This is a genomic window from Pseudomonas prosekii (assembly GCF_900105155.1).
GTDB classification, from domain to species: Bacteria; Pseudomonadota; Gammaproteobacteria; order Pseudomonadales; family Pseudomonadaceae; genus Aquipseudomonas; species Aquipseudomonas prosekii.
In genome coordinates this window covers 2,481,772-2,502,659 of record NZ_LT629762.1, presented here as the reverse complement: position 1 = coordinate 2,502,659, position 20,888 = coordinate 2,481,772, and the positions used below count along the sequence as shown (strand labels likewise).

Below are 20,888 nucleotides of genomic sequence, written 5' to 3'. Positions count from 1 at the left end.
GTAAAGAGCTACACCATCCCTGTGGGAGTGACCTGTGGCGAGGGGGCTTGCCCCCGTTGGGCTGCGAAGCAGCCCCAAAATCTCTGAGTTTCCAAGATCCTTGTGAGTGCTACGCACTCAAACGGGGGCAAGCCCCCTCGCCACAGGGTTCCACAGGTTTCGTTGCGCTGAAATTAACTCAAATCGATGACGTCTAGCTACAGGACAGCGAACGTGCCTTGCGCTTTCGCGACCAGTTTGTCGCCCTGCATCACGTCGGCTTCGACCACCAGCGTGCGGCGGCCCGGGTGAATGACCCGCGCCGTGCACAGCACTTCGCCCTCGGCAACGGCGCGAATGTAATTGATCTTGCATTCGATGGTCGCGCTCTGCTGATCAAAGCCGTGGGTGCTGGAACAGGCCAGCCCCATGGCAATGTCGACCAGACTGAACAACGCCCCGCCGTGCAGCTTGCCGCCGCGATTACGCAGCTCCGGCGCCAGTTCCAGAGCGACTTGCGCCACCCCGGTTTCGAGGCTGTGCAAGCGGCACCCGAGCAACTTGAAAAAAGCGCTTTCGGTCAGCCCGGCAGGGATCTCCATCAGCGCTTCTTCAACTGCTTGGCGTTGGCAAACAGCGAAGCCATGGCGTTGTTGGCCGGGGCCGCTGCCGTGGTTTCCTTGCGCGGCGCAGTGTTCTGCGACTGACGCGAAGACGAACCCGGACGCGCGCCACGCGCACCGTCAATCTTCTCGCCCGGCGTGTCGCTCATGCGCATCGACAGTCCCACGCGTTTGCGCGGGATATCGACTTCCATAACCTTCACTTTGACCACGTCACCGGCCTTCACCGCTTCACGCGGATCCTTGATGAACTTCTCCGAAAGCGCAGAGATGTGCACCAAACCGTCCTGATGCACGCCGATGTCGACGAACGCGCCAAAGTTGGTCACGTTGGTCACCACGCCTTCGAGGATCATCCCCAGTTGCAGGTCCTTGAGGTCTTCGACGCCTTCCTGGAACTCGGCAGTCTTGAACTCCGGACGTGGATCGCGGCCCGGTTTTTCCAGTTCTTGCAGGATGTCGGTAACGGTTGGCAGACCGAAGGTTTCGTCGGTGTATTTCTTCGGGTCGAGGCGCTTGAGGAAACTCGCGTCGCCGATCAGCGAACGAATATCGCGGTCGGTTTCAGCGGCAATACGTTGCACCAGCGGATAGGCTTCCGGGTGAACCGCCGACGAATCCAGCGGGTTGTCGCCGTTCATGACACGCAGGAAACCGGCGGCTTGCTCGAAGGTTTTTTCGCCCAGACGCGCGACTTTTTTCAACGCCGCGCGAGTCTTGAACGCGCCGTGCTCGTCACGGTGGCTGACGATGTTCTGCGCCAGCGTCGAGTTGAGGCCGGAGATCCGCGCCAGCAACGCCACGGAAGCGGTGTTGACGTCGACGCCGACGGCGTTCACGCAATCTTCGACCACAGCGTCGAGGCCGCGCGCCAGTTTCAGCTGCGACACGTCGTGCTGGTACTGGCCGACACCGATCGACTTCGGATCAATCTTCACCAGTTCGGCGAGCGGATCCTGCAAGCGACGGGCGATGGACACCGCGCCACGGATCGACACGTCCAGGTCCGGGAATTCCTTGGAGGCCAGTTCGGATGCCGAGTAAACCGATGCGCCGGCCTCGGAGACCATGACTTTGGTCATCTTCATCGCTGGATACTTTTTGATCAGCTCGGCGGCAAGTTTGTCGGTTTCACGGCTGGCGGTGCCGTTGCCGATCGCGATCAAATCCACCGAGTGCTTGGCGCACAGGGCCGCGAGGATCGCGATGGTCTGGTCCCACTTGTTGTGCGGCACGTGCGGGTAAACCGTGGCGTGATCCAGCAGTTTGCCGGTGGAATCGACCACGGCGACCTTGCAACCGGTGCGCAGGCCCGGGTCGAGGCCCAATGTGGCGCGCGGGCCGGCCGGGGCCGACAGCAGCAAGTCGTGCAGGTTGTGCGCAAACACGTTGATCGCTTCGGTCTCGGCGCCGTCGCGCAGTTCGCCCAGCAGATCGGTTTCCAAATGCGTGTAAAGCTTCACTTTCCAGGTCCAGCGCACCACTTCGCCGAGCCATTTGTCGGCGGCGCGATTCTGGTTCTGGATGCCGAATTGCTGGCCGATCATGCCCTCGCACGGGTGCATGGTGCCCGGCAGCTCGTCGCCGACTTTCAGCGCGGAGCTGAGAATGCCTTCGTTGCGGCCACGGAAAATCGCCAGCGCGCGGTGCGACGGCATGCTTTTCAGCGGTTCATCGTGTTCGAAATAGTCGCGGAACTTCGCGCCTTCCTCTTCCTTGCCGGCGATCACGCGGGCGCTCAGCGTGGCTTCCTGCTTGAGGTAGCTGCGCAGTTTGTCGAGCAAACCGGCGTCTTCGGCGAAGCGTTCCATCAGGATGTATTTGGCGCCTTCCAAGGCAGCCTTGACGTCGGCCACGCCTTTTTCGGCGTCGACAAAGCGTGCGGCTTCGGCGTCCGGGGTCAGGCTCGGGTCGTTGAACAGGCCGTCGGCCAGCTCGCCGAGGCCGGCTTCCAGGGCAATCTGACCCTTGGTGCGGCGCTTCTGTTTGTACGGCAGGTACAAGTCTTCGAGGCGGGTCTTGGTGTCGGCCAGTTTGATGTCGCGCTCGAGTTGCGGCGTGAGTTTGCCTTGTTCCTGGATGCTCGCGAGGATGCTGATGCGCCGTTCGTCGAGTTCTCGCAGGTAGCGCAGACGCTCTTCCAGATGACGCAACTGGATGTCATCGAGGCTGCCGGTCACTTCTTTCCGGTAGCGGGCGATGAAGGGTACGGTCGACCCTTCATCGAGTAGCGCGACGGCCGCTTCGACCTGTTGTGGGCGTACACCGAGTTCCTCGGCGATGCGGCTGTTGATGCTGTCCATAAAACCACCTGACAAATTGTGAAAGCAGGCTCGCGGGCGCAGGAATAAAGGCCCGGCGAGTCTGGTTGAGCGGCCTGACCTGCGCCGCTGCCTGGGTCGACAGGCATCCCGTTGACCCGTGAAATCGAACTATTACTGCGCGCGCCGGGAAAATAAAAAGTGGCCGCTGCGCGTAACGATCAAACGTTGCCTGACACAAAACGCCGCGCATTATACCCAGCGTTCCATGATTGCGGGACATTGCGCCCGGCAGGCGCGGAGTCGGTTCTATGGCGGTGAAGGAAAAATCTGCTAACAATGCACACGGTGCGTATAACGACAGCTACGCCATAATGCGCGCCGAGCTAAAAGGAGCATCTAATGAGCAGCACTGCAAACAATGCTGAAGGCGAAAAGATTCTGATTGTTGATGACGATCCAGGGCTGAGCAGCCTGCTGGAACGCTTTTTCGTCAGCAAGGGCTACCGTGCCCGCGCCGTACCGAACACCGAACAGATGGACCGTTTGCTGGCGCGCGAAGTGTTCAATCTGGTCGTTCTCGACCTGATGCTGCCCGGCGAAGACGGTTTGACCGCCTGCCGCCGACTGCGCGGCGCGAACAACCAGATCCCGATCATCATGCTGACCGCCAAGGGCGATGAGCTGAGCCGCATCAAAGGCCTGGAGTTGGGCGCCGACGATTACCTGGCCAAGCCGTTCAACCCGGACGAGCTGATGGCTCGGGTCAAAGCGGTGTTGCGCCGTCAGGCCGCGCCGGTGCCGGGTGCGCCGGGCAGCGAAGACGAAAGCGTGACCTTCGGTGACTACGAGCTGTCCCTGGCCACCCGCGAACTCAAGCGCGGCAACGAAGTGCACATGCTCACCACCGGTGAATTTGCGGTACTCAAGGCCTTGGTGATGAACGCGCGTCAGCCACTGACCCGCGACAAGTTGATGAACCTGGCCCGTGGCCGCGAGTGGGATGCGCTGGAGCGTTCCATCGACGTGCAGATTTCGCGTCTGCGCCGGATGATCGAACCTGATCCATCCAAGCCGCGTTACATCCAGACCGTTTGGGGCGTGGGCTACGTGTTCGTTCCGGATGGCGCCGCCACCAAGTGATCGGCGATTTGTAGGAGCGGGTTTGCGGATGAAGTTGTCCGCAGACTCGCGATCCGCAATGTGCGAGCATCGCTCGCTCCTGCAAGTGTGTAGCGGTTATTCATGAAAACCCCCGTTTGGTTCCCCCAGAGTTTCTTCTCTCGCACCCTGTGGCTGGTGCTGATCGTCGTGCTGTTCTCCAAGGCATTGACCCTGGTTTATCTGCTGATGAACGAGGACGTGCTGGTGGACCGCCAATACAGCCACGGCGTCGCCCTGACGCTGCGCGCCTATTGGGCCGCCGATGAAGAAAACCGCACGAAAATTGCCGATGCCGCGACGCTGATCCGGGTCGTGGGCGCCGGTGTGCCGGAAGGCGAGCAACACTGGCCGTACAGCGAAATCTACCAGCGGCAGATGCAAGCCGAATTGGGCGCCGACACCGAAGTGCGATTGCGCATGCATTCGCCACCGGCGCTGTGGGTCCGGGCGCCGAGCCTGGGCGATGGCTGGCTGAAAGTGCCGCTGTACCCGCATCCGTTGCGTGGCCAGAAAATCTGGAACGTACTCGGCTGGTTCCTGGCCATCGGTTTGCTGTCGACCGCGTCGGCGTGGATCTTCGTCAGTCAGCTCAATCAACCGTTGAAACGTCTGGTCTATGCCGCAAGGCAACTCGGCCAGGGCCGCAGTGTGCGCCTGCCGATCAGCGACACGCCGAGCGAAATGGCCGAGGTCTATCGCGCCTTCAACCAGATGGCTGAAGACGTCGAGCAGGCCGGTCGCGAGCGTGAATTGATGTTGGCCGGGGTCTCCCACGACTTGCGCACGCCGCTGACCCGGTTGCGTTTGTCGCTGGAATTGATGGGTGATCACAGCGATCTGTCGGACGACATGGTGCGCGACATCGAAGACATGGACGCGATTCTCGACCAGTTCCTCGCGTTCATTCGCGACGGTCGTGACGAGTCTGTGGAAGAGGTCGACCTCAGCGACCTGGTGCGCGAAGTGGCTGCGCCGTACAACCAGAACGAAGAAAAAGTGCGCTTGCGGCTGGAACCGATCCAGCCGTTCCCGTTGCGTCGGGTGTCGATGAAACGCTTGCTGAACAACCTGATTGGCAACGCCTTGAATCACGCGGGCAGCAGTGTCGAAGTCGCGGCTTTTGTGTCCGGGGATATCAACGCACCTTACGTGGTGCTGAGCGTGATGGACCGTGGCGCGGGCATCGATCCGTCAGAGCTGGAGGCGATTTTCAACCCGTTTACCCGAGGCGATCGGGCGCGCGGCGGCAAGGGCACAGGTTTAGGCTTGGCGATTGTGAAACGGATTGCGTCGATGCACGGCGGCAACGTTGAACTGCGCAACCGCTCGGGCGGCGGGCTGGAAGCGCGAGTGCGCTTGCCGCTTGGATTGATGCTGCCTAGAGACGCGGTGTAGTCAAAAGCCACCCCTCACCCCAGCCCTCTCCCCAGAGGGGAGAAGGGGAAAGGGGGCCGATCTCGGTTGTTTTCAAACTTGAGCTCGACTCGATTTTTCAGGTCGATGTAGCTCGAAAGAACACCACCGTCAGTCCCCTCTCCCCAGAGGGGAGAAGGGGAAAGGGAGCCGATCTCGGTTGTTTTCAAACTTGAGCTCGACTCGATTTTTCAGGTCGATGTAGCTCGAAAGAACACACCGTCAGTCCCCTCTCCCCAGAGGGGAGAAGGGGAAAGGGAGCAGATCTCGGTTGTTTTCAAACTTGAGCTCGACTCGATTTTTCAGGTCGACGTAGCTCGAAAGAACACCACCGTCAGTCCCCTCTCCCCACAGGGGAGAAGGGGAAAGGGAGCAGATCTCGGTTGTTTTCAAACTTGAGCTCGACTCGATTTTTCAGGTCGATGTAGCTCGAAAGAACACACCGTCAGTCCCCTCTCCCCACAGGGGAGAGGGGGAAAGGGAGCAGATCTCGGTTGTTTTCAAACTTGAGCTCGACTCGATTTTTCAGGTCGATGTAGCTCGAAAGAATACCACCGTCAGTCCCCTCGCCCCTCTGGGGAGAGGGTTAGGGTGAGGGGGCTCTTGGCTTTAGCCCTTCCCTTTGGTGCGCGTCATGTTCGGCCCACCATTTTTCTCCAGATGATCAATGATGATCCCGGCCACGTTCTTGCCGGTGGTGGTCTCGATCCCTTCCAGCCCCGGCGACGAATTCACTTCCATCACCAGCGGCCCGTGGTTGGAACGCAGGATATCCACACCCGCCACCGCCAAACCCATCACCTTCGCCGCCCGCAACGCGGTCATGCGTTCTTCCGGGGTGATCTTGATCAGGCTGGCGCTGCCGCCACGATGCAGGTTGGAGCGGAATTCACCCGGTTTGGCCTGACGCTTCATCGCCGCGATCACCTTGTCGCCGACCACAAAACACCGAATGTCGGCGCCGCCGGCTTCCTTGATGTATTCCTGCACCATGATGTTCTGCTTCAAACCCATGAACGCTTCAATCACCGATTCCGCCGCTGTCGCCGTTTCACACAACACCACGCCGATGCCCTGAGTGCCTTCCAGCACCTTGATCACCAGCGGTGCGCCGTTGACCATGTCGATCAAGTCGGGAATGTCATCCGGGGAGTGCGCAAACCCGGTCACCGGCAAACCGATTCCGCGACGCGAGAGCAATTGCAGCGAGCGCAGTTTGTCCCGCGAACGGGCAATGGCCACCGACTCATTGAGCGGGAACACGCCCATCATTTCGAACTGGCGCAACACCGCGCAGCCATAAAACGTCACCGACGCACCGATCCGCGGGATCACCGCGTCGAAACCTTCCAGCGGCTTGCCGCGGTAGTGGATCTGCGGCTTGTGGCTGGCAATGTTCATGTAGGCGCGCAAGGTGTCGATCACCACCATTTCATGGCCACGCTCGGTACCGGCTTCGACCAGACGACGGGTGGAATACAGACGCGGATTCCGCGACAGCACAGCGATCTTCATGCAACACCTGTGGAGGAGGTAGATACCGGGAACACCGGCTTGTCTTGTACGTATTTGATGCCCGGATTGACCACTAACTGGCCGTCGATCAAGGCTTTGGAACCGAGTAACAGGCGATAGCGCATGGATTTGCGGCAGGCGAGGGTGAACTCGACCCGCCAGACCCGATCACCGAGGGCCAGGGTGGTGCTGACCACATAACGCATCTGCGCGTGGCCGTTGGAGCTTTTGATGGTCTTCATTGTCACCAGCGGCGCTTCGCAACGTCGATGGCGCAATTGCACCACCGACCCCAGATGCGCGGTGAAACGCAGCCACTCTTGCCCGTCCCGCTCGAAGCGTTCGATGTCGGTGGCGTGCAGGCTGGAAGTGCTGGCGCCGGTGTCGATTTTCGCCCGAAGGCCCGCCACTCCCAAATCCGGGAGCGCCACCCACTCGCGCAGACCGACAACGGTCAAATGGTCAAATGTCTTCAATTAGGAACAACCGGCGATTAACGCGTCCAGGCTTCAGGAGCTACCTGGGCCAACGCTTTGAATGCAGGTTTGGCGAACCAGTAACCCTGCATCAGAAAAATTCCACAGTCCGCCAGGAAATCCCGTTCACCGGCCGTCTCAATGCCTTCGGCAATGACTGTAACGTTCAACTCCGCACACATTGTGACAATCCCCCGCACGATGGCCTGACGGACACGGTCGCGGTCGACATCGCGGATCAGCGCCATGTCGAGTTTGATCAAGTCCGGTTGGAAATCGGCGAGCAGATTGAGCCCCGAATAACCGGCACCGAAGTCATCGATGGCGGTCATGAAGCCGAATTCGCGGTATTCACGCAGAATATTGGTCAAATGGCGATAGTTATCTACGTGCTGGCTTTCCAGTGTTTCGAAAATCAGTCGGTTGATCGGGAAATCATGTTTCTTCGCTGCTTCCAGGGTGCTGCGAATGCACAGCTCCGGACGATAGACCGCGTTGGGCATGAAGTTGATTGACAAGTGTGTCTGCATATTTAGATTCGCCGCGCCTTCGATGGCGCGGGTCCGGCAGAGCTGGTCGAAGCGGTAGCGATTCTCTTCTGTAACTTGATCTAACACCGACATCGCGCCTTCACCGGCGAGGCCACGCACCAGCGCTTCGTGGGCGAAGACCGACTGGTCGCGCAGATCGACGATAGGTTGATAGGCGAAGGCAAAGTCAAAGCCCAGCGGTTCACTTTGCTGGCAGCCTTGGCAACCGGATTTGGGTGAGGTCAGGGAAGAGGGGAATATAGTCATCGATCACTCCATGCCGGAAACCGGCCACGATCACAGTCTATCTGCCGGAGCGGGTTCTTGCGCCCGACAGAAACGGTAGTACAGTTCCGACTACTGGCGGAATGAGGAATTCAAATGGCACAAAAACAGGAAGAGGACGACAAGGTTCGCCTCGATAAATGGTTGTGGGCGGCGCGGTTTTTCAAGACGCGTGCGCTGGCCAAATCAGCCATCGAAAGTGGCAAGGTGCATTGCCGGGGCGAACGCTGCAAACCGGGGAAGGAGCCGCGCATCGGCGATGAGTTTCAGATCCGCATCGGTTTTGAAGAGAAAACAGTGGTGGTCCAGGCGCTGTCGATCGTCAGACGCGGCGCGCCGGAAGCGCAGACTTTATATGCGGAAACCGAAGCCAGCGTCGCCAAGCGTGAAGCCGCGGCGGCGATGCGCAAGGCCGGTTCGCTGGGCGTGAGCACCGATGGCAAACCGAGCAAAAAGCAGCGTCGGGATTTGTTCAAGTTTCGTGGCAGCAGTAACGACGAGTGATCCAGTTGTTTCGGCGTTGTTTCGGCGTTGTCCGGGCGGACGCTTTCGCGGGCAAGCCTCGCTCCTACAGGTGATCTCGGTCAATTGCAGGAGTGAGGCTTGCCCGCGAATGCATCAGGCGCTGCGCACCACGCTCATCCGTGAAACTACCGGCAATTTCTCCAGCAGCCCAAACACCGGCGTCGTCACTTTCAGGAAAAACTCCGAAACGTGATACGCAAACGGCGTGTAATAACCCCAGCCCAACGCCCACACCGCCAGCAGCACGCCGCCGATGTAATCGTCCTGGCCCCAATGCGCGCCGGCCACCAGGCGCGGCATCATGAACAGCAACGCCAACCCCCAGATCGTCAGCGTTTGCACGGTGCTGCGGCTGAAAACGGTCATGAACATCGCCCAGATCAACAACACCGAAGCATGATCACCGGGGAAGCTCTGGCTCGAGCGGTCCTTCAACTGCCAGGTCTTCTCAAGCCCGGGGAAGTATTCGCTCATGTGCACCGCGCCTTCGAGCATCATCGACGGGCTGCTGTGCTGCCAGTCCATGTAGTCGGCGAATTTCGAAAACAGCATGCGGATAAACAGCAGCAACAACAGAACCGCCAGAAAACCGAAAAACGCGCGGCGCACGTTGATCGCTTCAAACACCCAGCCGCCGCTGATCAGCAGCGTCAGCAGAATCACCCCAACCACCGCGTCAAACGGCCGCAGACTTGCAATTGCCCAAATGTGGAGCCATATCGGGTTACTGGCCAACGGCGTATTGAGCAGACGAAACAGCCATTCGTCGAAAATCATGCACAACATCTGACCCGTGGGCCATAACCAGAATGCCAGCAGCGCTAAAGGCACGACATTGCACAAAACCAACCGGCGGAGGTTCCACCTTGCTTGGAACAAACCCGGATTGTTCATAAAATGCCTCCAATGGCGGAACATCGCGCACCAAAGTGGTGCCGCAAAGCGTAATTGTCACTTTTTGTAATCAAATTGTCATCACTTCAGATACCCAGACCTATGACCGATCTACCGGATTCCGACTTCACCCAACGCTTCATCTTCGATGACAGCGACACCCGCGGCGAGCTGGTGGCGTTGGAACGTAGCTATGCCGAAGTACTGGCCAAACACCCCTACCCGGAGCCAGTTGCGCAATTGCTCGGCGAACTGATGGCCGCCGCGTCGCTGCTGGTCGGCGCGCTGAAGTTCGACGGCTTGCTGATTTTGCAGGCGCGTTCCGATGGCCCGATCCCGTTGCTGATGATCGAGTGCTCCAGCGAGCGCGAAATCCGCGGCCTCGCGCGTTACGAAGCCGATCAGATTGCCCCCGACGCGACCCTCGCCGACCTCATGCCCAACGGCGTGCTGGCGCTGACCGTCGACCCGACTCAGGGCCAGCGTTACCAAGGCATTGTCGACCTCGACGGCGAGACCTTGTCCGAGTGTTTCACCAACTATTTCGTCATGTCGCAACAAGTCGGCACGCGTTTCTGGCTGTACGCCGATGGCCGTCGCGCCCGCGGCCTGCTGCTGCAGCAATTGCCTGCCGACCGTCTGAAAGATGAGGAAGAACGCGCCGCCAGTTGGCAGCACATCACCGCGCTGGCCAGCACCCTGACCGCCGATGAATTGCTTAGCCTGGACAACGAAACCGTGCTCCATCGCCTCTACCACGAAGAGCAAGTGCGCTTGTTTGATGTGCAGCGACTGCGTTTTCGCTGCAGTTGCTCTCGCGAACGTTCTGCCAATGCTCTGGTCAGCTTGGGTCTGGAAGATGCCCAGTCGCTGGTTATCGAACATGGCGGCCACATCGAGATCGATTGCCAGTTCTGTAACCAGCGTTACCTGTTCGATGCCGCCGATATCGCTCAATTGTTCGCTGGAGCGGGCGTTGATACCCCGTCAGATACCCGGCACTAAAACGGTTCAGCGCAGGTAAATTCACTGGTAAGCGCCGGAATAACGCCGTTACGACGGGAGGGCCCTACTTTTTTTGGGCGTTTCTGGCATAATCCGGCCCACTTTTTGTCGCGGTAGTAGTGCACGACTTTCTACTACAAAACGTTTGGAGCACACTCGGCCACTGGCCGACGGGGAATCTCATGACGCAAGCCAATAACGCCGTGTACACCGATCTGAGTGTTGATGATCTGGTCAAAGAAGCCCTGAGTCGCGGTGAAGGCGAGCTTGCCGATACCGGCGCGCTGGTTGTTCGCACCGGTCACCGCACCGGCCGCTCGCCAGTCGATCGCTTCATCGTCGACGAGCCTTCCACACAGGCAGCCATTGCCTGGGGCCCGATCAACCGCAAGTTCCCGGCCGACAAGTTCGATGCCCTGTGGGACCGCGTCGAGGCGTTCAACAACGCGCAAGAGCACTTCGTTTCCCACGTGCATGTAGGTGCGTCCGCCGACCACTACCTGCCAGTGAAGATGACCACCCAAACCGCCTGGCAGAACCTGTTCGGCCGTTGCCTGTTCATCAACCCTGAGCAGTACAACCCGGCTGGCCGTGACGAGTGGCAAGTCCTCAACGTAGCCAACTTCGAATGCGTGCCAGAGCGTGACGGCACCAACTCCGACGGTTGCGTGATCCTCAACTTCGCACAGAAGAAAGTGCTGATCGCCGGCATGCGTTACGCCGGTGAAATGAAGAAAGCCATGTTCTCCGTGCAAAACTTCCTGCTGCCGGCCGCCGACGTGCTGCCGATGCACTGCGCCGCCAACATCGGCGAAGCAGGCGACGTGACCTTGTTCTTCGGTCTGTCGGGCACCGGTAAAACCACCCTGTCGGCCGACGAAAGCCGTTACCTGATCGGTGACGACGAACACGGCTGGGGCGAAGGCGTGGTCTTCAACATCGAAGGCGGCTGCTACGCCAAATGCATCGACTTGTCCGAGAAGAACGAGCCGGTCATCTGGAAAGCCATCAAGCACGGCGCAGTCCTGGAAAACGTCGTCATCGACGACGCCAAGCACGCCGACTATGCCGATGTCAGCCTGACCCAGAACAGCCGCGCCGCTTACCCGCTGGAGCACGTTGCCAAGCGTTCCGAGAAGAACCTGGGCGGCGAGCCAAACGCGGTAATCTTCCTGACCTGCGACCTGACCGGCGTGCTGCCGCCAGTGTCGATCCTCAGCGAAGAACAAGCGGCTTACCACTTCCTGTCCGGCTACACCGCACTGGTGGGCTCGACCGAAATGGGTTCCGGCAGCGGCATCAAATCGACCTTCTCCACCTGCTTCGGCGCACCGTTCTTCCCGCGTCCGGCCGGCGAATACGCAGAGCTGCTGATCAAGCGCATCCGCGGCTTCGGCTCCAAGGTTTACCTGGTCAACACCGGCTGGACCGGCGGCGGCTACGGCGTCGGCAAACGCTTCAACATCCCGACCACACGTGGCGTGATCGCGGCGATCCAGAGCGGCGCGTTGATCGGTGCTGAAACCGAGCACCTCGACACCATCAACCTCGACGTGCCATTGGCCGTGCCGGGCGTTGAAACTGGCCTGTTGAACCCACGCAACACCTGGGCTGACAAGGCTGCTTACGACGAGGCTGCCAAGGCATTGGCCGGATTGTTCGTTGAGAACTTCAAGAAGTTCGAAGTGAGCGACGCGATCAAGGCTGCCGGGCCTAAGTTGTAAGGTTGCGTTGACGTTGTGAAAAAGCCGCCCTGTTGGGGCGGCTTTTTTGTGGGCGCTGTCTTGTGCGGCAATCGTGCTTTGTTCTGGTCTGGATTTTTCAGGTGTTCACTGAGCTCTAAAGGCTAACGACATTGATTAACCAGCGCCGGTAGTCATGGGCAAACACTGGAGTCAATTACGGCCAATGTTGTCGCGCATGCAGAATCCGCAACACCTCGACGTTTTTGTCCACAACCGTATAAACCATCACGTAGTTTGGAGTGGCCACTATCTCGTGAGTGCCTGAAATTCTTCCGTGTCGGTAGAGCTTGGGCTGATGGCGGGCCTGCTCTGCTTTGAGCTCAAAAACTTCGTCTAAGGCGATAGCTGCGTCGGGATTATCCTGGCAAATGTAATTCATGATGTTGTCCCGGTCATTGAGAGCAGCCGGGCGCCAAATCACTCGCATTAGCGAGGCCGTTGGCGGATAGCATCACGTTTTGCGGCGAAGATTCTGCGCGCCTCTTCATCGCTCACGCTTGGGCGGGGATCATCAATACTTTCCTGAACCTGCTTCCTGAACCATTCATCATAAGCGGCCGATTCGTGGACTTGCTTAAGCGCTTCGGCACGGTCAGGACGCGAGTAAGTCTTTATTTGAGAGGGATCATAGTGCGACGTGTCGACATCAAAATGACTGATCCCTATTCCTTGCAAATAGATCACCAGCGTTTCCAGTCGCTTGAATAGCCGTATTTGCCGGCTGCGCTGAGCTGTAAGCGAAAGGACCTTCATTCCAGTTTGAATTTGGACTGACCAGCCACCTTGCTTGGGATGAATATGGGTTGCAGTCACAGCACCTTTTTCAAGCAATTTAATGAGCGTCGGATGATCAATCGTCTCAGTAGTCATTAGAAAGAGCCTTTGGTGGTTCATCGGCTCGTATGCTACGCAATCATTTATTGTTTGCAAATTTTGTCTCCATCAAGATGCGGGATTGGGTGCCCTTTTTTGTGGATCGCCAGCTCTATTCAGGCGGGCGATCCCCTGACAGTTTGGTTAGGAGGATGCTGTCCAACCCATCATGCGTTGCTGGGCGACTTTTAACAGGTCGCAGCCGTCCTGGGTGAGCAGGTAGAGCGCGTGGGTGATGTGCGGGATGTCTTCGATGTCGCCGTGTTTGAAGCACAGGCAATGCAGGGTTTTCAGCAGGTCGCTGCCGGCTCGGATTCGCTGGAGCCCGCCTTCGAGAATGTCTTGGGGATCGGCCTCTGTGTCGATGATCAGCGGCGAGGTATTGGTGAGGTTGCTTTGGAGTGGGAGGTAACGATCGTTTGGCGGATTGCTGTTGTTCATTTTATGTATTCCCAAATGCATCAGATGAACCGCTGCCACCGTGACCAAGCGATGGAGGCGGACTGTGTTCGGGTTGGTCAACCGGAGGAATACATAAGACCGGCACGCCATCAGACGTCCCAAACACAGCCACCATATAGCGTGCAGACACTTGAGGTGCCGGCAGCATACAACGGACGCGCTTATGTCTTCCATCGGGTGACCAAGCCCGAGCCGCTGAATTGGCAGCGACAGTCACGACTATAGGTGTCGGCACCACTGCGACGATAGAAGACAAGGCGCCGGACTCTGTAGGAAGTGGGCGAAGTTTCTATAGGCTGTTCCTACGAATCCGCGAGCCTTTTAAACACATCGTTTCCCAGCATCATTGACTCGTTCAACGAATGTGCAGATACGAGTCCTTCTCCATTTTCAAACCCGTCGTCAGCCCCGTCGCCGGCGCGAAGATCGTGCCTTTCACCGCAGAAAAATTAACCCCCTTGCTGCCCAGCGACACATAGCGCTCACCGAGGTCCAGTTCGGTGAAATAGGTGTAAGAAATCTTGCGCATCGCCACGTATTTCGAGTCGTCACGACCCATCACGGTGTGCAGGTTTTCCAGTTGCGCGTGGGTCAGGTTCAGGGTTTTGTTCAGCGTCACGCCCCAGCGCTTGAGGCAGGCTTCAGCGAAGTGACGGACGATCTGGCCCGGCTCCGCCAGGGTTTTCGGCCCGCTGACACCATCGGCGGCGGCGTTGCCCACCAGCGTGCCGTGGCGGCCAGGCATCGGGTAAACATGGGTTTTAGTCAGTGGCGAAGTTTGCGGGATCACGCAACTGAAGCCTTTCGAGCGCTCGTCGCGAGCATAAAACGCCACGTACTCTTTAACGTTCTTTTCCAGTTTGACTTTTTCGCTCTGAAAGTTGGATATGCCCGGGACCGGATCAATCGCAAAGATGTTGACCGGAATATCGCGAAGCTGCACATCGTTATAAAGCGCGTTGGCCAACATATGGCAACTAATGCCGCCACGACTCCAGCCGACCAGGTTGATGCGAGTTGGAATAATGCCGTCCTTGCGGAAGGTCTTGATGATTTGCTCCTGCAACTTTTGCTGGGTCACACTACGGTCGCCGTAGTTATACTTGCGCCACATCCACGAACCCTCGACTTTTACATCGTCGATGGGAATGCCGGCGGCTTTCAGGCGGTTGTATTCGGCTTCAGTCAGTTTCTCGCGTTGCCAGTCACTACGACCAAGAACGATGTTGACCGCGTGCTTGACGTTTTCTTCCCAGCCCTTGCCGAACAGGGTTCCGCTGAGCCCATAGTCCTTGGATTGGGTAAACAGTTCGTCGGCTTGCAGGTTGCTGGTGCCGGGGCCATCGATCACAATCCACTCGGCAAACTCGCGCCCGGCGTGATTGGAAGCAAGTGTGGCAACCAGTTCGCCGTTCCAGTAAGTGGTGTTCTTGTTATCAAATTTAGTCGAGCCAGTGCCGCAAAAGAAAACAGTTAACGTCGTCATGATGTTGCTCTTTTATGATTGAAAGAGCGTGCAGACTAAGTTTGCCCGATCAAATAAGAAAGCGCTCAGTTGTTGCGGCTTTTGTATTGCTGATTTGTTATTGCTGATTGTTATTGAGAGGTTCAACGCTTCAATTGCAACTTGGCAACTTCAAGTAATTGATTGCCGTCCTGTGTTAACAAGTAAAGAACGTTGATGATGTGCGGAATGTCCTTGATGTCAGCCTCTTTGAAACAATAGCACTGCAATGTTTCCAGCAAGTCGCTGGCCGCGCAAATGCGTTGGCGCGCGGCATCGAGAATCTCGTGCGGATCGGCTTCGGTGTCGATGACCAACACCGGCGTATTGCTGTAGCTGGACTTGAGCGGTCGATAACGGTCGGGCTGCGGATGGAGCGTATTCATCGAGGTCTGTCCTGTGTGAAATCACTGCAACCGCAGAGTGCTGTTTCAGGCGGGGCTCGGACTATAAAAGGCCAGCCCGCGACGCGGCAATACGGCTTTGATGGACAGACTTTGTAGGGGATTTACCGGTGTTTTCAGATTTGCCCTACGCGTTTCGCAGGGCTTTTTACGGGAAAACGTTTGTCGGTAAATTCTCTTACAGGGCTGTCGGACATTGCGCGGCGAATCGCTGGAAATCGAGCGCCAGAATCCGTGGGATATTTCGTCGCGTCCTACCGGCCTGTCTGAAGAATCAGCGACAGACGCCCGAGGAATTTTTACTCTCACGGCGGCTCGCGTTCCCTGCAAGTCGGGCATTGCATCCGCTGTATCATCCCGTATCGTTTTGGTCCCGACCTTTTCTCGACGCGCTGCAATCCCCGACTAGTCTTTGGGCTTCGCAGCGGTCAACGGAGTGACAGCTTATGCACAACACCCTGGAACAGGTTTTCGGTTATCCACAGTTTCGGCCCGGCCAGGAGGCGGCGGTCAGCGCGGTGTTGGCCGGGCGCTCGGCGGCGGCGATTTTCCCCACCGGTTCGGGCAAGTCCCTGTGTTACCAATTGTCGGCGCTGCTGCTGCCGCACCTGACGCTAGTGGTGTCGCCGCTATTGGCGCTGATGCAAGATCAATTGGCGTTCCTGCAACGCCACGGCATCTCGGCGGGTAGCATTGATTCGGCGCAGAGCCGCGACGACGCCAGCGATGTAATGGCGCGCGCCAAGTCCGGCGAATTGAAGATCCTGATGATTTCCGTGGAGCGCCTGAAGAACGAGCGTTTCCGTAACTTTTTGCAGCAAGTGCCGATCTCGCTGCTGGTGGTCGACGAGGCGCACTGCATCTCCGAATGGGGCCATAACTTTCGCCCCGACTACCTGAAGCTGCCGGACTATCAACGCCAGTTCAACATCCCTCAGGCGCTGCTGCTGACCGCCACTGCGACGCCAAAAGTCATCGCGGATATGGAAGCGAAATTCGCCATCGCCCCCGAGGACGTGGTGACCACAGGTTTCTATCGGCCCAACCTCAATCTGCTGGTGGAGCCGGTTCGCGGCGCGGACAAACGCCGACGCCTCGTCGAATGGATGAGCGCGCGTCCCGGCCAGCCGAGCATCGTCTACGTCACGCTGCAGAAAACCGCCGAGCATATCGCCGAACATCTGGTTCGCAACGGTATTCAGGCCGAGGCTTATCACGCCGGATTGCCGCATGATCAACGCGAGGCGATCCAGAAACGCTTCATGGGCGGCCAGTCCAATTGCATCGTTGCCACCATCGCCTTCGGCATGGGCATCGACAAGAGCGATATTCGCAACGTGGTGCATTTCGATCTGCCCAAATCCATCGAAAACTACAGCCAGGAAATCGGCCGCGCCGGGCGTGACGGGCAGCCGTCGGACTGCCTGGTATTGGCCAACCGCGACAGCCTCAACGTGCTGGAAAACTTCGTGTATGGCGACACCCCGGAGCTCAATGGCATCCGTTGCGTGCTCGACGAATTGCAAGCAGCTGCGCCAGAAGGGCAGTGGGAGTTTCTGCTCGGGCCGCTGGCGGACCAGAGCAATATTCGCCAACTCCCGCTAAAGACCTTGCTGGTGCAATTGGAACTGCGCGCAATCATCGCCCCGCGTTACGCCTATTACGCCGAATATCGTTTCAAATATTTGCAGGAACCGGAGACGCTGCTCGCGCGGTTTGAAGGCGAGCGCAAAGACTTTGTCGCGGCGATCATTCAGACCTCTGCGCGCGCGCGGACTTGGGCGACGGTGAATTTCGATGCGCTGTACGAGCAACATTCGGCCGAGCGCAATCGAGTGGTCAAAGCGCTGGATTACTTCCAGGAGAAGGGCTGGGTCGAGCTCGAAAGCAAACAGATGACCGAGGTCTACAGCCTGCTGCAAAGCGGTTTTGACGCGCAGGCGTTGAGCGAGGAATTGCACGCCTACTTCACTCGGCATGAGCAAACCGAAATCGCGCGGATTCACGCGATGCTCGATCTGTTCGCCACCGAGCATTGTTTGGGTTATCGACTGGCCGAGTACTTCGGTGACCAGAATGCGCCGCGCCAGTGTGGGCATTGCTCGGTGTGCCACGGCGATGTGGCGCGGCTGCCGGCGCCACCGGAATTACCGGCGCTTGTGGATAAAAATTTCCAAGCGTTGTGCGCTGACTTTATCCACAAGCACGAGCAGTACACGGGGAATATCCCGACAGCGGAGCGGGTGACGCGGTTTTTGTGCGGGATCAGCGTGCCGCTGTTTACCAAACTCAAGGCACGAGCGATTCCCGGTTTTGGCGTGCTGGAGGATTATCCGTATGCCGAAGTGCGGGAGTGGGCGCAAGCGCACCTCTGATGGCTGAATCCCAAGAATCCCACGCAGAGCGTGGGAACGACCAAAAAGAAGCAGTGCATCCATCCGCTGAATGTCCCCCATCACACGAATAAATTTCAAAAAACTGCGACGGCTGACTATGGTGAAGCCTGTCTTTGGATCGCCAACCAGTGCACAACCAAGAGAACAAAAATGAGCCAGACGTCGTTCAATGTTCAGCGCGCTGCGGTCATCGGCGCGGGCACCATGGGTCGTGGGATTGTCATGTGCCTGGCCAACGCCGGGGTGCCGGTGCAGTGGGTGGATAACAATCCGCAGATGCTTGAGCAGGCGTTGGCCACGGTCGCCGACACCTACGCGCATAACGTGCGTCAGGGCCGGATTGATCAGGCCGAAGCCGACGCACGCATCGCGCGAGTCACCAGCGCGGCGGATTACGCGGCGATTCGCGATGTCGATCTGGTGATCGAAGCGGTGTACGAGAATCTTGAGCTGAAGCAGAAAATATTCCGCGAACTCGACGGCCTGCTCAAACCCGAAGCGATTCTGGCGAGCAATACCTCGGCGCTCGACATCGACGCGATTGCCGCTGCCACTCGCCGCCCGCAACAGGTGCTGGGCCTGCACTTTTTCAGCCCGGCGCACATCATGAAACTGCTCGAAGTGGTGCGCGGCGCGCAGACCGCTCCGGCTGTGCTTGAGGCGGCGCTGGACCTCGGCCAGCGCATGGGCAAAGTCAGCGTGGTGTCGGGCAATTGCCACGGTTTTATCGGCAACCGCATGCTGCATACCTACGTGCTCGAGGCACGCAAGATGCTCCTCGAAGGCGCGTTGCCGTATCAGGTCGACGCCGCGTTGCAAGGTTTCGGTTTCGCCATGGGGCCGTTCCGCATGTACGACGTGGTCGGCATCGATTTGGAATGGCGCGCCCGCGAACTGGCCGGTAAAGGGCAGGATGCGCCTGAGGTGCAGATCGACAATCGGCTGTGTGAGCTCGGGCGTTTTGGTCAGAAGAGCGGCAACGGTTATTACCACTATGAGCCGGGCAGTCGCCAGGCTGAGCACGATGTAGAGGTCGATGCGCTGGTGCTGGAGGTCAGCGAGCAACTGGGCTTCCAGCGCCGTGAAATCGGTCCTGAAGAGATTCTGGAGCGCTGCTTGCTGGCGCTGGTCAACGAAGGCGCGAAGATCTTCGAGGAAGGCATCGCCGGTTCGGCGCATGACATCGATCTGGTTTACCTCAACGGTTATGGTTTCCCGGCTGACAAGGGCGGGCCAATGGCCTGGGCGGATCAGCAGGGGCTGGCGGAGATTCATCAGCGTTTGTTGGCGCTGGAAACGCGTCAGGGCGATCAGTGGCAACCTGCGCGGCTGATTGGCGAGTTGGCGGCGGTGGGTAAGGGGTTTGCTGACAGGTAGACTCCACCTGTTTGATCGTTCCCATGCTCGGCGTGGGAATGCAGCCCGGGACGGTCCGCGTCCCAAAAGCGGACGCAGGGCGTCCATTGACGCATTCCCACGCGGAGCATGGGAACGATCCTTCAGAATGAGAGAAATCAATGAATCAACGCACCGACTACCCGCACTTCCAGCCCATCACCACGCGCTGGCACGACAACGACGCCTACGGTCACGTTAATAACGTTACCTACTACAGCTTCTTCGATACGGCAGTGAACACGTACCTGATCGAAGTCGGCGGGCTGGATATCCATGACGGCGAGGTGGTCGGTTTTGTCGTGAGTTCGGCGTGCGATTACTTTGCGTCCATCGCTTTCCCGGATCGCATCGAGATCGGCCTGCGGGTCGGCAAGTTGGGCAACAGTTCGGTGCAATACGAACTGGCGGTGTTCAAGCACGGCGAGGACGAAGCCTGTGCGGCTGGGCGCTTCGTCCACGTGTTTGTGGATCGGGCGTCGAACCAGCCAGTGGCGATTCCTGCCGGGCTGCGCGGCGCGCTGGAACGGTTGGTAGTTTGAAAGGCAAAAAAAATCGCAGCCCGAAGGCTGCGATTTTCATCTAGCGGACCGCTAAGCCTTCAGGCCTCAGCGATGACGATAGTTTTTGTGATGCTTGCGGTGGCCATAGGCATGACCCCGGCCAGGGTGGCCATCGCGGTAGTAGCGACGATCATCACGGCCGCGATAGGAGCGACGGTCGTCGTCCTCATCGCTTTTGTTGCCCATGTAGTTACCCAGCGCGCCGCCAGCACCACCGCCGGCTGCGGAGCCGATGAGGCTGCCGGTGCCGCCGCCGAGGCTGCGACCGACTACGTTGCCGCCGGCTGCGCCCAACGCACCGCCAATGGCGGCTTCGCCACGGCTGCGTTTGTCGGCGCCGACTGCGCTACCACCCGCGCCGCCCAAGGCTGCGCCGATGGTGGAACCTGTATTGCCGCCTAGTGACTGACCGACGACCGAGCCCAGAACTCCACCCAATGCGCCGCCCACACCTGCTTCGGTGGTGCCTCCGGCAGAAGCGAAGCCACTGACCAGGCCAAGGGACAACAAGAGAATCGAGGAGAACTTCATAGAGGAACCTCAAGGGGATGACGACGCGATCCTGAGGTGGTGAGCGGATTGTGACAATCAAAATCCGACGAGTAACACGACTTGTACACAATTCGATAAGTTACTGTTTTATCGAGGGAACTTAAGTGTTTTTCGCCGGTCTTTAGCTACTTCGGATAGGCCATTTTTGCGAGAAAACGGCCTTTTATGTGGGCGTTTGGAAAATACCCGAAGCCTATGTTGTCCGGGCAGACGCCTTCGCGGGCAAGCCTTGCTCCTACAGATCGGAGTCGTCCGCGAAATATCCGAACGACACGAACCTGTAGGAGCGAGGCCTGCCCGCGAAGAGAGCAGACCTGCTAACGC

20 protein-coding genes are annotated in these 20,888 nt (G+C 58.6%); 8 read left to right on the top strand and 12 right to left on the bottom strand.

Features of this window, described 5'->3' with window-relative positions; all coding sequences use genetic code 11:
- Positions 1-197: 197 nt before the first annotated feature.
- Together BLU01_RS11420 and BLU01_RS11415 are read right to left on the bottom strand one after the other, a co-directional pair.
- A complete protein-coding gene (locus tag BLU01_RS11420; protein ID WP_092274967.1) occupies positions 198-581 on the bottom strand; it encodes a PaaI family thioesterase in 384 nt (127 codons plus the stop codon).
- Positions 581-2,905 carry a Tex family protein gene (locus BLU01_RS11415; RefSeq protein WP_092274964.1) on the bottom strand — a complete coding sequence of 775 codons (2,325 nt, stop codon included), beginning with the start codon at positions 2,903-2,905 and terminating at the stop codon, positions 581-583. The genes BLU01_RS11420 and BLU01_RS11415 overlap by 1 nt, the downstream gene beginning before the upstream one ends.
- A 360-nt stretch (positions 2,906-3,265) precedes the next feature.
- On the opposite strand from BLU01_RS11415, the gene ompR reads away from it, so the two are divergent.
- Positions 3,266-4,006, top strand: a complete 741-nt coding sequence (ompR, locus tag BLU01_RS11410) for an osmolarity response regulator transcription factor OmpR (protein WP_092274961.1) — start codon at positions 3,266-3,268, stop codon at positions 4,004-4,006.
- A 102-nt stretch (positions 4,007-4,108) separates the two neighbouring features.
- The gene (locus tag BLU01_RS11405; protein ID WP_092274958.1) at positions 4,109-5,422 is read left to right on the top strand and encodes an ATP-binding protein; all 1,314 of its coding nucleotides are present in this window, start codon (positions 4,109-4,111) and stop codon (positions 5,420-5,422) included.
- Between the two features lie 627 nt (positions 5,423-6,049).
- On the opposite strand, the gene rimK is transcribed toward BLU01_RS11405, so the two are convergent.
- Genes rimK through rimA form a run of 3 tightly spaced genes read right to left on the bottom strand, consistent with a single transcriptional unit; the run spans position 6,050 to position 8,228 of the window.
- The gene (gene rimK / locus BLU01_RS11400; protein ID WP_092274955.1) at positions 6,050-6,955 is read right to left on the bottom strand and encodes a 30S ribosomal protein S6--L-glutamate ligase; all 906 of its coding nucleotides are present in this window, start codon (positions 6,953-6,955) and stop codon (positions 6,050-6,052) included.
- Positions 6,952-7,431, bottom strand: a complete 480-nt coding sequence (gene rimB / locus BLU01_RS11395; RefSeq protein ID WP_092274952.1) for a retropepsin-like aspartic endopeptidase RimB — start codon at positions 7,429-7,431, stop codon at positions 6,952-6,954. Before rimB ends, rimK begins: the two co-directional genes overlap by 4 nt.
- 17 nt (positions 7,432-7,448) lie before the next feature.
- Positions 7,449-8,228 (bottom strand): S6 modification regulatory phosphodiesterase RimA, encoded by a 780-nt coding sequence (gene rimA, locus BLU01_RS11390; protein WP_092274949.1) that lies wholly within the window; start codon positions 8,226-8,228, stop codon positions 7,449-7,451.
- Positions 8,229-8,342: 114 nt separating this feature from the next.
- Here rimA and BLU01_RS11385 point away from each other — a divergent pair, with 114 nt between their 5' ends.
- Entirely contained in the window at positions 8,343-8,750 is a 408-nt protein-coding gene (locus tag BLU01_RS11385; protein WP_092274946.1) for an RNA-binding S4 domain-containing protein, read from the top strand.
- A gap of 114 nt (positions 8,751-8,864) precedes the next feature.
- Here the strand turns inward: BLU01_RS11385 and BLU01_RS11380 are convergent, their stop codons facing one another.
- The gene (locus BLU01_RS11380) at positions 8,865-9,665 is read right to left on the bottom strand and encodes a phosphatase PAP2 family protein (protein ID WP_092274943.1); all 801 of its coding nucleotides are present in this window, start codon (positions 9,663-9,665) and stop codon (positions 8,865-8,867) included.
- Positions 9,666-9,767: 102 nt separating this feature from the next.
- On the opposite strand from BLU01_RS11380, the gene hslO reads away from it, so the two are divergent.
- Positions 9,768-10,670 (top strand): Hsp33 family molecular chaperone HslO, encoded by a 903-nt coding sequence (gene hslO, locus BLU01_RS11375; RefSeq protein WP_092274940.1) that lies wholly within the window; start codon positions 9,768-9,770, stop codon positions 10,668-10,670.
- A 182-nt stretch (positions 10,671-10,852) separates the two neighbouring features.
- Positions 10,853-12,394 carry a phosphoenolpyruvate carboxykinase gene (locus BLU01_RS11370; protein ID WP_092274937.1) on the top strand — a complete coding sequence of 514 codons (1,542 nt, stop codon included), beginning with the start codon at positions 10,853-10,855 and terminating at the stop codon, positions 12,392-12,394.
- Positions 12,395-12,569: 175 nt separating this feature from the next.
- Here the strand turns inward: BLU01_RS11370 and BLU01_RS11365 are convergent, their stop codons facing one another.
- From BLU01_RS11365 to BLU01_RS11345, 5 genes are all read right to left on the bottom strand, one after another.
- On the bottom strand, positions 12,570-12,842 hold the full coding sequence (locus BLU01_RS11365) for a type II toxin-antitoxin system RelE/ParE family toxin (RefSeq protein WP_092274934.1): 273 nt from the start codon (positions 12,840-12,842) through the stop codon (positions 12,570-12,572).
- On the bottom strand, positions 12,842-13,285 hold the full coding sequence (locus tag BLU01_RS11360) for an antitoxin PaaA2 family protein (RefSeq protein ID WP_092281580.1): 444 nt from the start codon (positions 13,283-13,285) through the stop codon (positions 12,842-12,844). Before BLU01_RS11360 ends, BLU01_RS11365 begins: the two co-directional genes overlap by 1 nt.
- 147 nt (positions 13,286-13,432) lie before the next feature.
- Positions 13,433-13,729, bottom strand: coding sequence for a hypothetical protein (locus BLU01_RS11355; protein WP_092274930.1), 297 nt, complete (start codon positions 13,727-13,729; stop codon positions 13,433-13,435).
- A 376-nt stretch (positions 13,730-14,105) separates the two neighbouring features.
- A complete protein-coding gene (locus tag BLU01_RS11350; RefSeq protein ID WP_092274927.1) occupies positions 14,106-15,236 on the bottom strand; it encodes a hypothetical protein in 1,131 nt (376 codons plus the stop codon).
- Between the two features lie 122 nt (positions 15,237-15,358).
- Positions 15,359-15,640, bottom strand: a complete 282-nt coding sequence (locus tag BLU01_RS11345) for a hypothetical protein (RefSeq protein WP_092274924.1) — start codon at positions 15,638-15,640, stop codon at positions 15,359-15,361.
- Positions 15,641-16,104: 464 nt separating this feature from the next.
- Between BLU01_RS11345 and BLU01_RS11340 the strand changes: the two genes are divergently transcribed.
- The 3 genes from BLU01_RS11340 (at position 16,105) to BLU01_RS11330 (ending at position 19,991) form a co-directional block, all read left to right on the top strand.
- Positions 16,105-18,033 carry a RecQ family ATP-dependent DNA helicase gene (locus BLU01_RS11340; RefSeq protein WP_092274921.1) on the top strand — a complete coding sequence of 643 codons (1,929 nt, stop codon included), beginning with the start codon at positions 16,105-16,107 and terminating at the stop codon, positions 18,031-18,033.
- A 171-nt stretch (positions 18,034-18,204) separates the two neighbouring features.
- Positions 18,205-19,431, top strand: coding sequence for a 3-hydroxyacyl-CoA dehydrogenase (locus BLU01_RS11335; RefSeq protein WP_092274918.1), 1,227 nt, complete (start codon positions 18,205-18,207; stop codon positions 19,429-19,431).
- Between the two features lie 140 nt (positions 19,432-19,571).
- Positions 19,572-19,991, top strand: coding sequence for an acyl-CoA thioesterase (locus tag BLU01_RS11330; RefSeq protein ID WP_092274915.1), 420 nt, complete (start codon positions 19,572-19,574; stop codon positions 19,989-19,991).
- A gap of 66 nt (positions 19,992-20,057) precedes the next feature.
- Here the strand turns inward: BLU01_RS11330 and BLU01_RS11325 are convergent, their stop codons facing one another.
- Positions 20,058-20,543, bottom strand: coding sequence for a glycine zipper domain-containing protein (locus BLU01_RS11325; RefSeq protein ID WP_092274912.1), 486 nt, complete (start codon positions 20,541-20,543; stop codon positions 20,058-20,060).
- Positions 20,544-20,888: the final 345 nt, after the last annotated feature.

Bases quoted from the DNA above. Each gene is read 5' to 3' on its own strand.
- ompR (WP_092274961.1), top strand. From the start codon at position 3,266: ATGAGCAGCACTGCAAACAATGCTGAAGGCGAAAAGATTCTGATTGTT.
- BLU01_RS11350 (WP_092274927.1), bottom strand. From the start codon at position 15,236: ATGACGACGTTAACTGTTTTCTTTTGCGGCACTGGCTCGACTAAATTT.
- BLU01_RS11385 (WP_092274946.1), top strand. From the start codon at position 8,343: ATGGCACAAAAACAGGAAGAGGACGACAAGGTTCGCCTCGATAAATGG.
- BLU01_RS11405 (WP_092274958.1), top strand. From the start codon at position 4,109: ATGAAAACCCCCGTTTGGTTCCCCCAGAGTTTCTTCTCTCGCACCCTG.
- rimK (WP_092274955.1), bottom strand. From the start codon at position 6,955: ATGAAGATCGCTGTGCTGTCGCGGAATCCGCGTCTGTATTCCACCCGT.
- BLU01_RS11380 (WP_092274943.1), bottom strand. From the start codon at position 9,665: ATGAACAATCCGGGTTTGTTCCAAGCAAGGTGGAACCTCCGCCGGTTG.
- BLU01_RS11325 (WP_092274912.1), bottom strand. From the start codon at position 20,543: ATGAAGTTCTCCTCGATTCTCTTGTTGTCCCTTGGCCTGGTCAGTGGC.
- BLU01_RS11335 (WP_092274918.1), top strand. From the start codon at position 18,205: ATGAGCCAGACGTCGTTCAATGTTCAGCGCGCTGCGGTCATCGGCGCG.
- rimA (WP_092274949.1), bottom strand. From the start codon at position 8,228: ATGACTATATTCCCCTCTTCCCTGACCTCACCCAAATCCGGTTGCCAA.
- BLU01_RS11330 (WP_092274915.1), top strand. From the start codon at position 19,572: ATGAATCAACGCACCGACTACCCGCACTTCCAGCCCATCACCACGCGC.
- BLU01_RS11345 (WP_092274924.1), bottom strand. From the start codon at position 15,640: ATGAATACGCTCCATCCGCAGCCCGACCGTTATCGACCGCTCAAGTCC.
- BLU01_RS11355 (WP_092274930.1), bottom strand. From the start codon at position 13,729: ATGAACAACAGCAATCCGCCAAACGATCGTTACCTCCCACTCCAAAGC.
- BLU01_RS11370 (WP_092274937.1), top strand. From the start codon at position 10,853: ATGACGCAAGCCAATAACGCCGTGTACACCGATCTGAGTGTTGATGAT.
- hslO (WP_092274940.1), top strand. From the start codon at position 9,768: ATGACCGATCTACCGGATTCCGACTTCACCCAACGCTTCATCTTCGAT.
- BLU01_RS11360 (WP_092281580.1), bottom strand. From the start codon at position 13,285: ATGACTACTGAGACGATTGATCATCCGACGCTCATTAAATTGCTTGAA.
- BLU01_RS11365 (WP_092274934.1), bottom strand. From the start codon at position 12,842: ATGCGAGTGATTTGGCGCCCGGCTGCTCTCAATGACCGGGACAACATC.
- BLU01_RS11420 (WP_092274967.1), bottom strand. From the start codon at position 581: ATGGAGATCCCTGCCGGGCTGACCGAAAGCGCTTTTTTCAAGTTGCTC.
- BLU01_RS11340 (WP_092274921.1), top strand. From the start codon at position 16,105: ATGCACAACACCCTGGAACAGGTTTTCGGTTATCCACAGTTTCGGCCC.
- BLU01_RS11415 (WP_092274964.1), bottom strand. From the start codon at position 2,905: ATGGACAGCATCAACAGCCGCATCGCCGAGGAACTCGGTGTACGCCCA.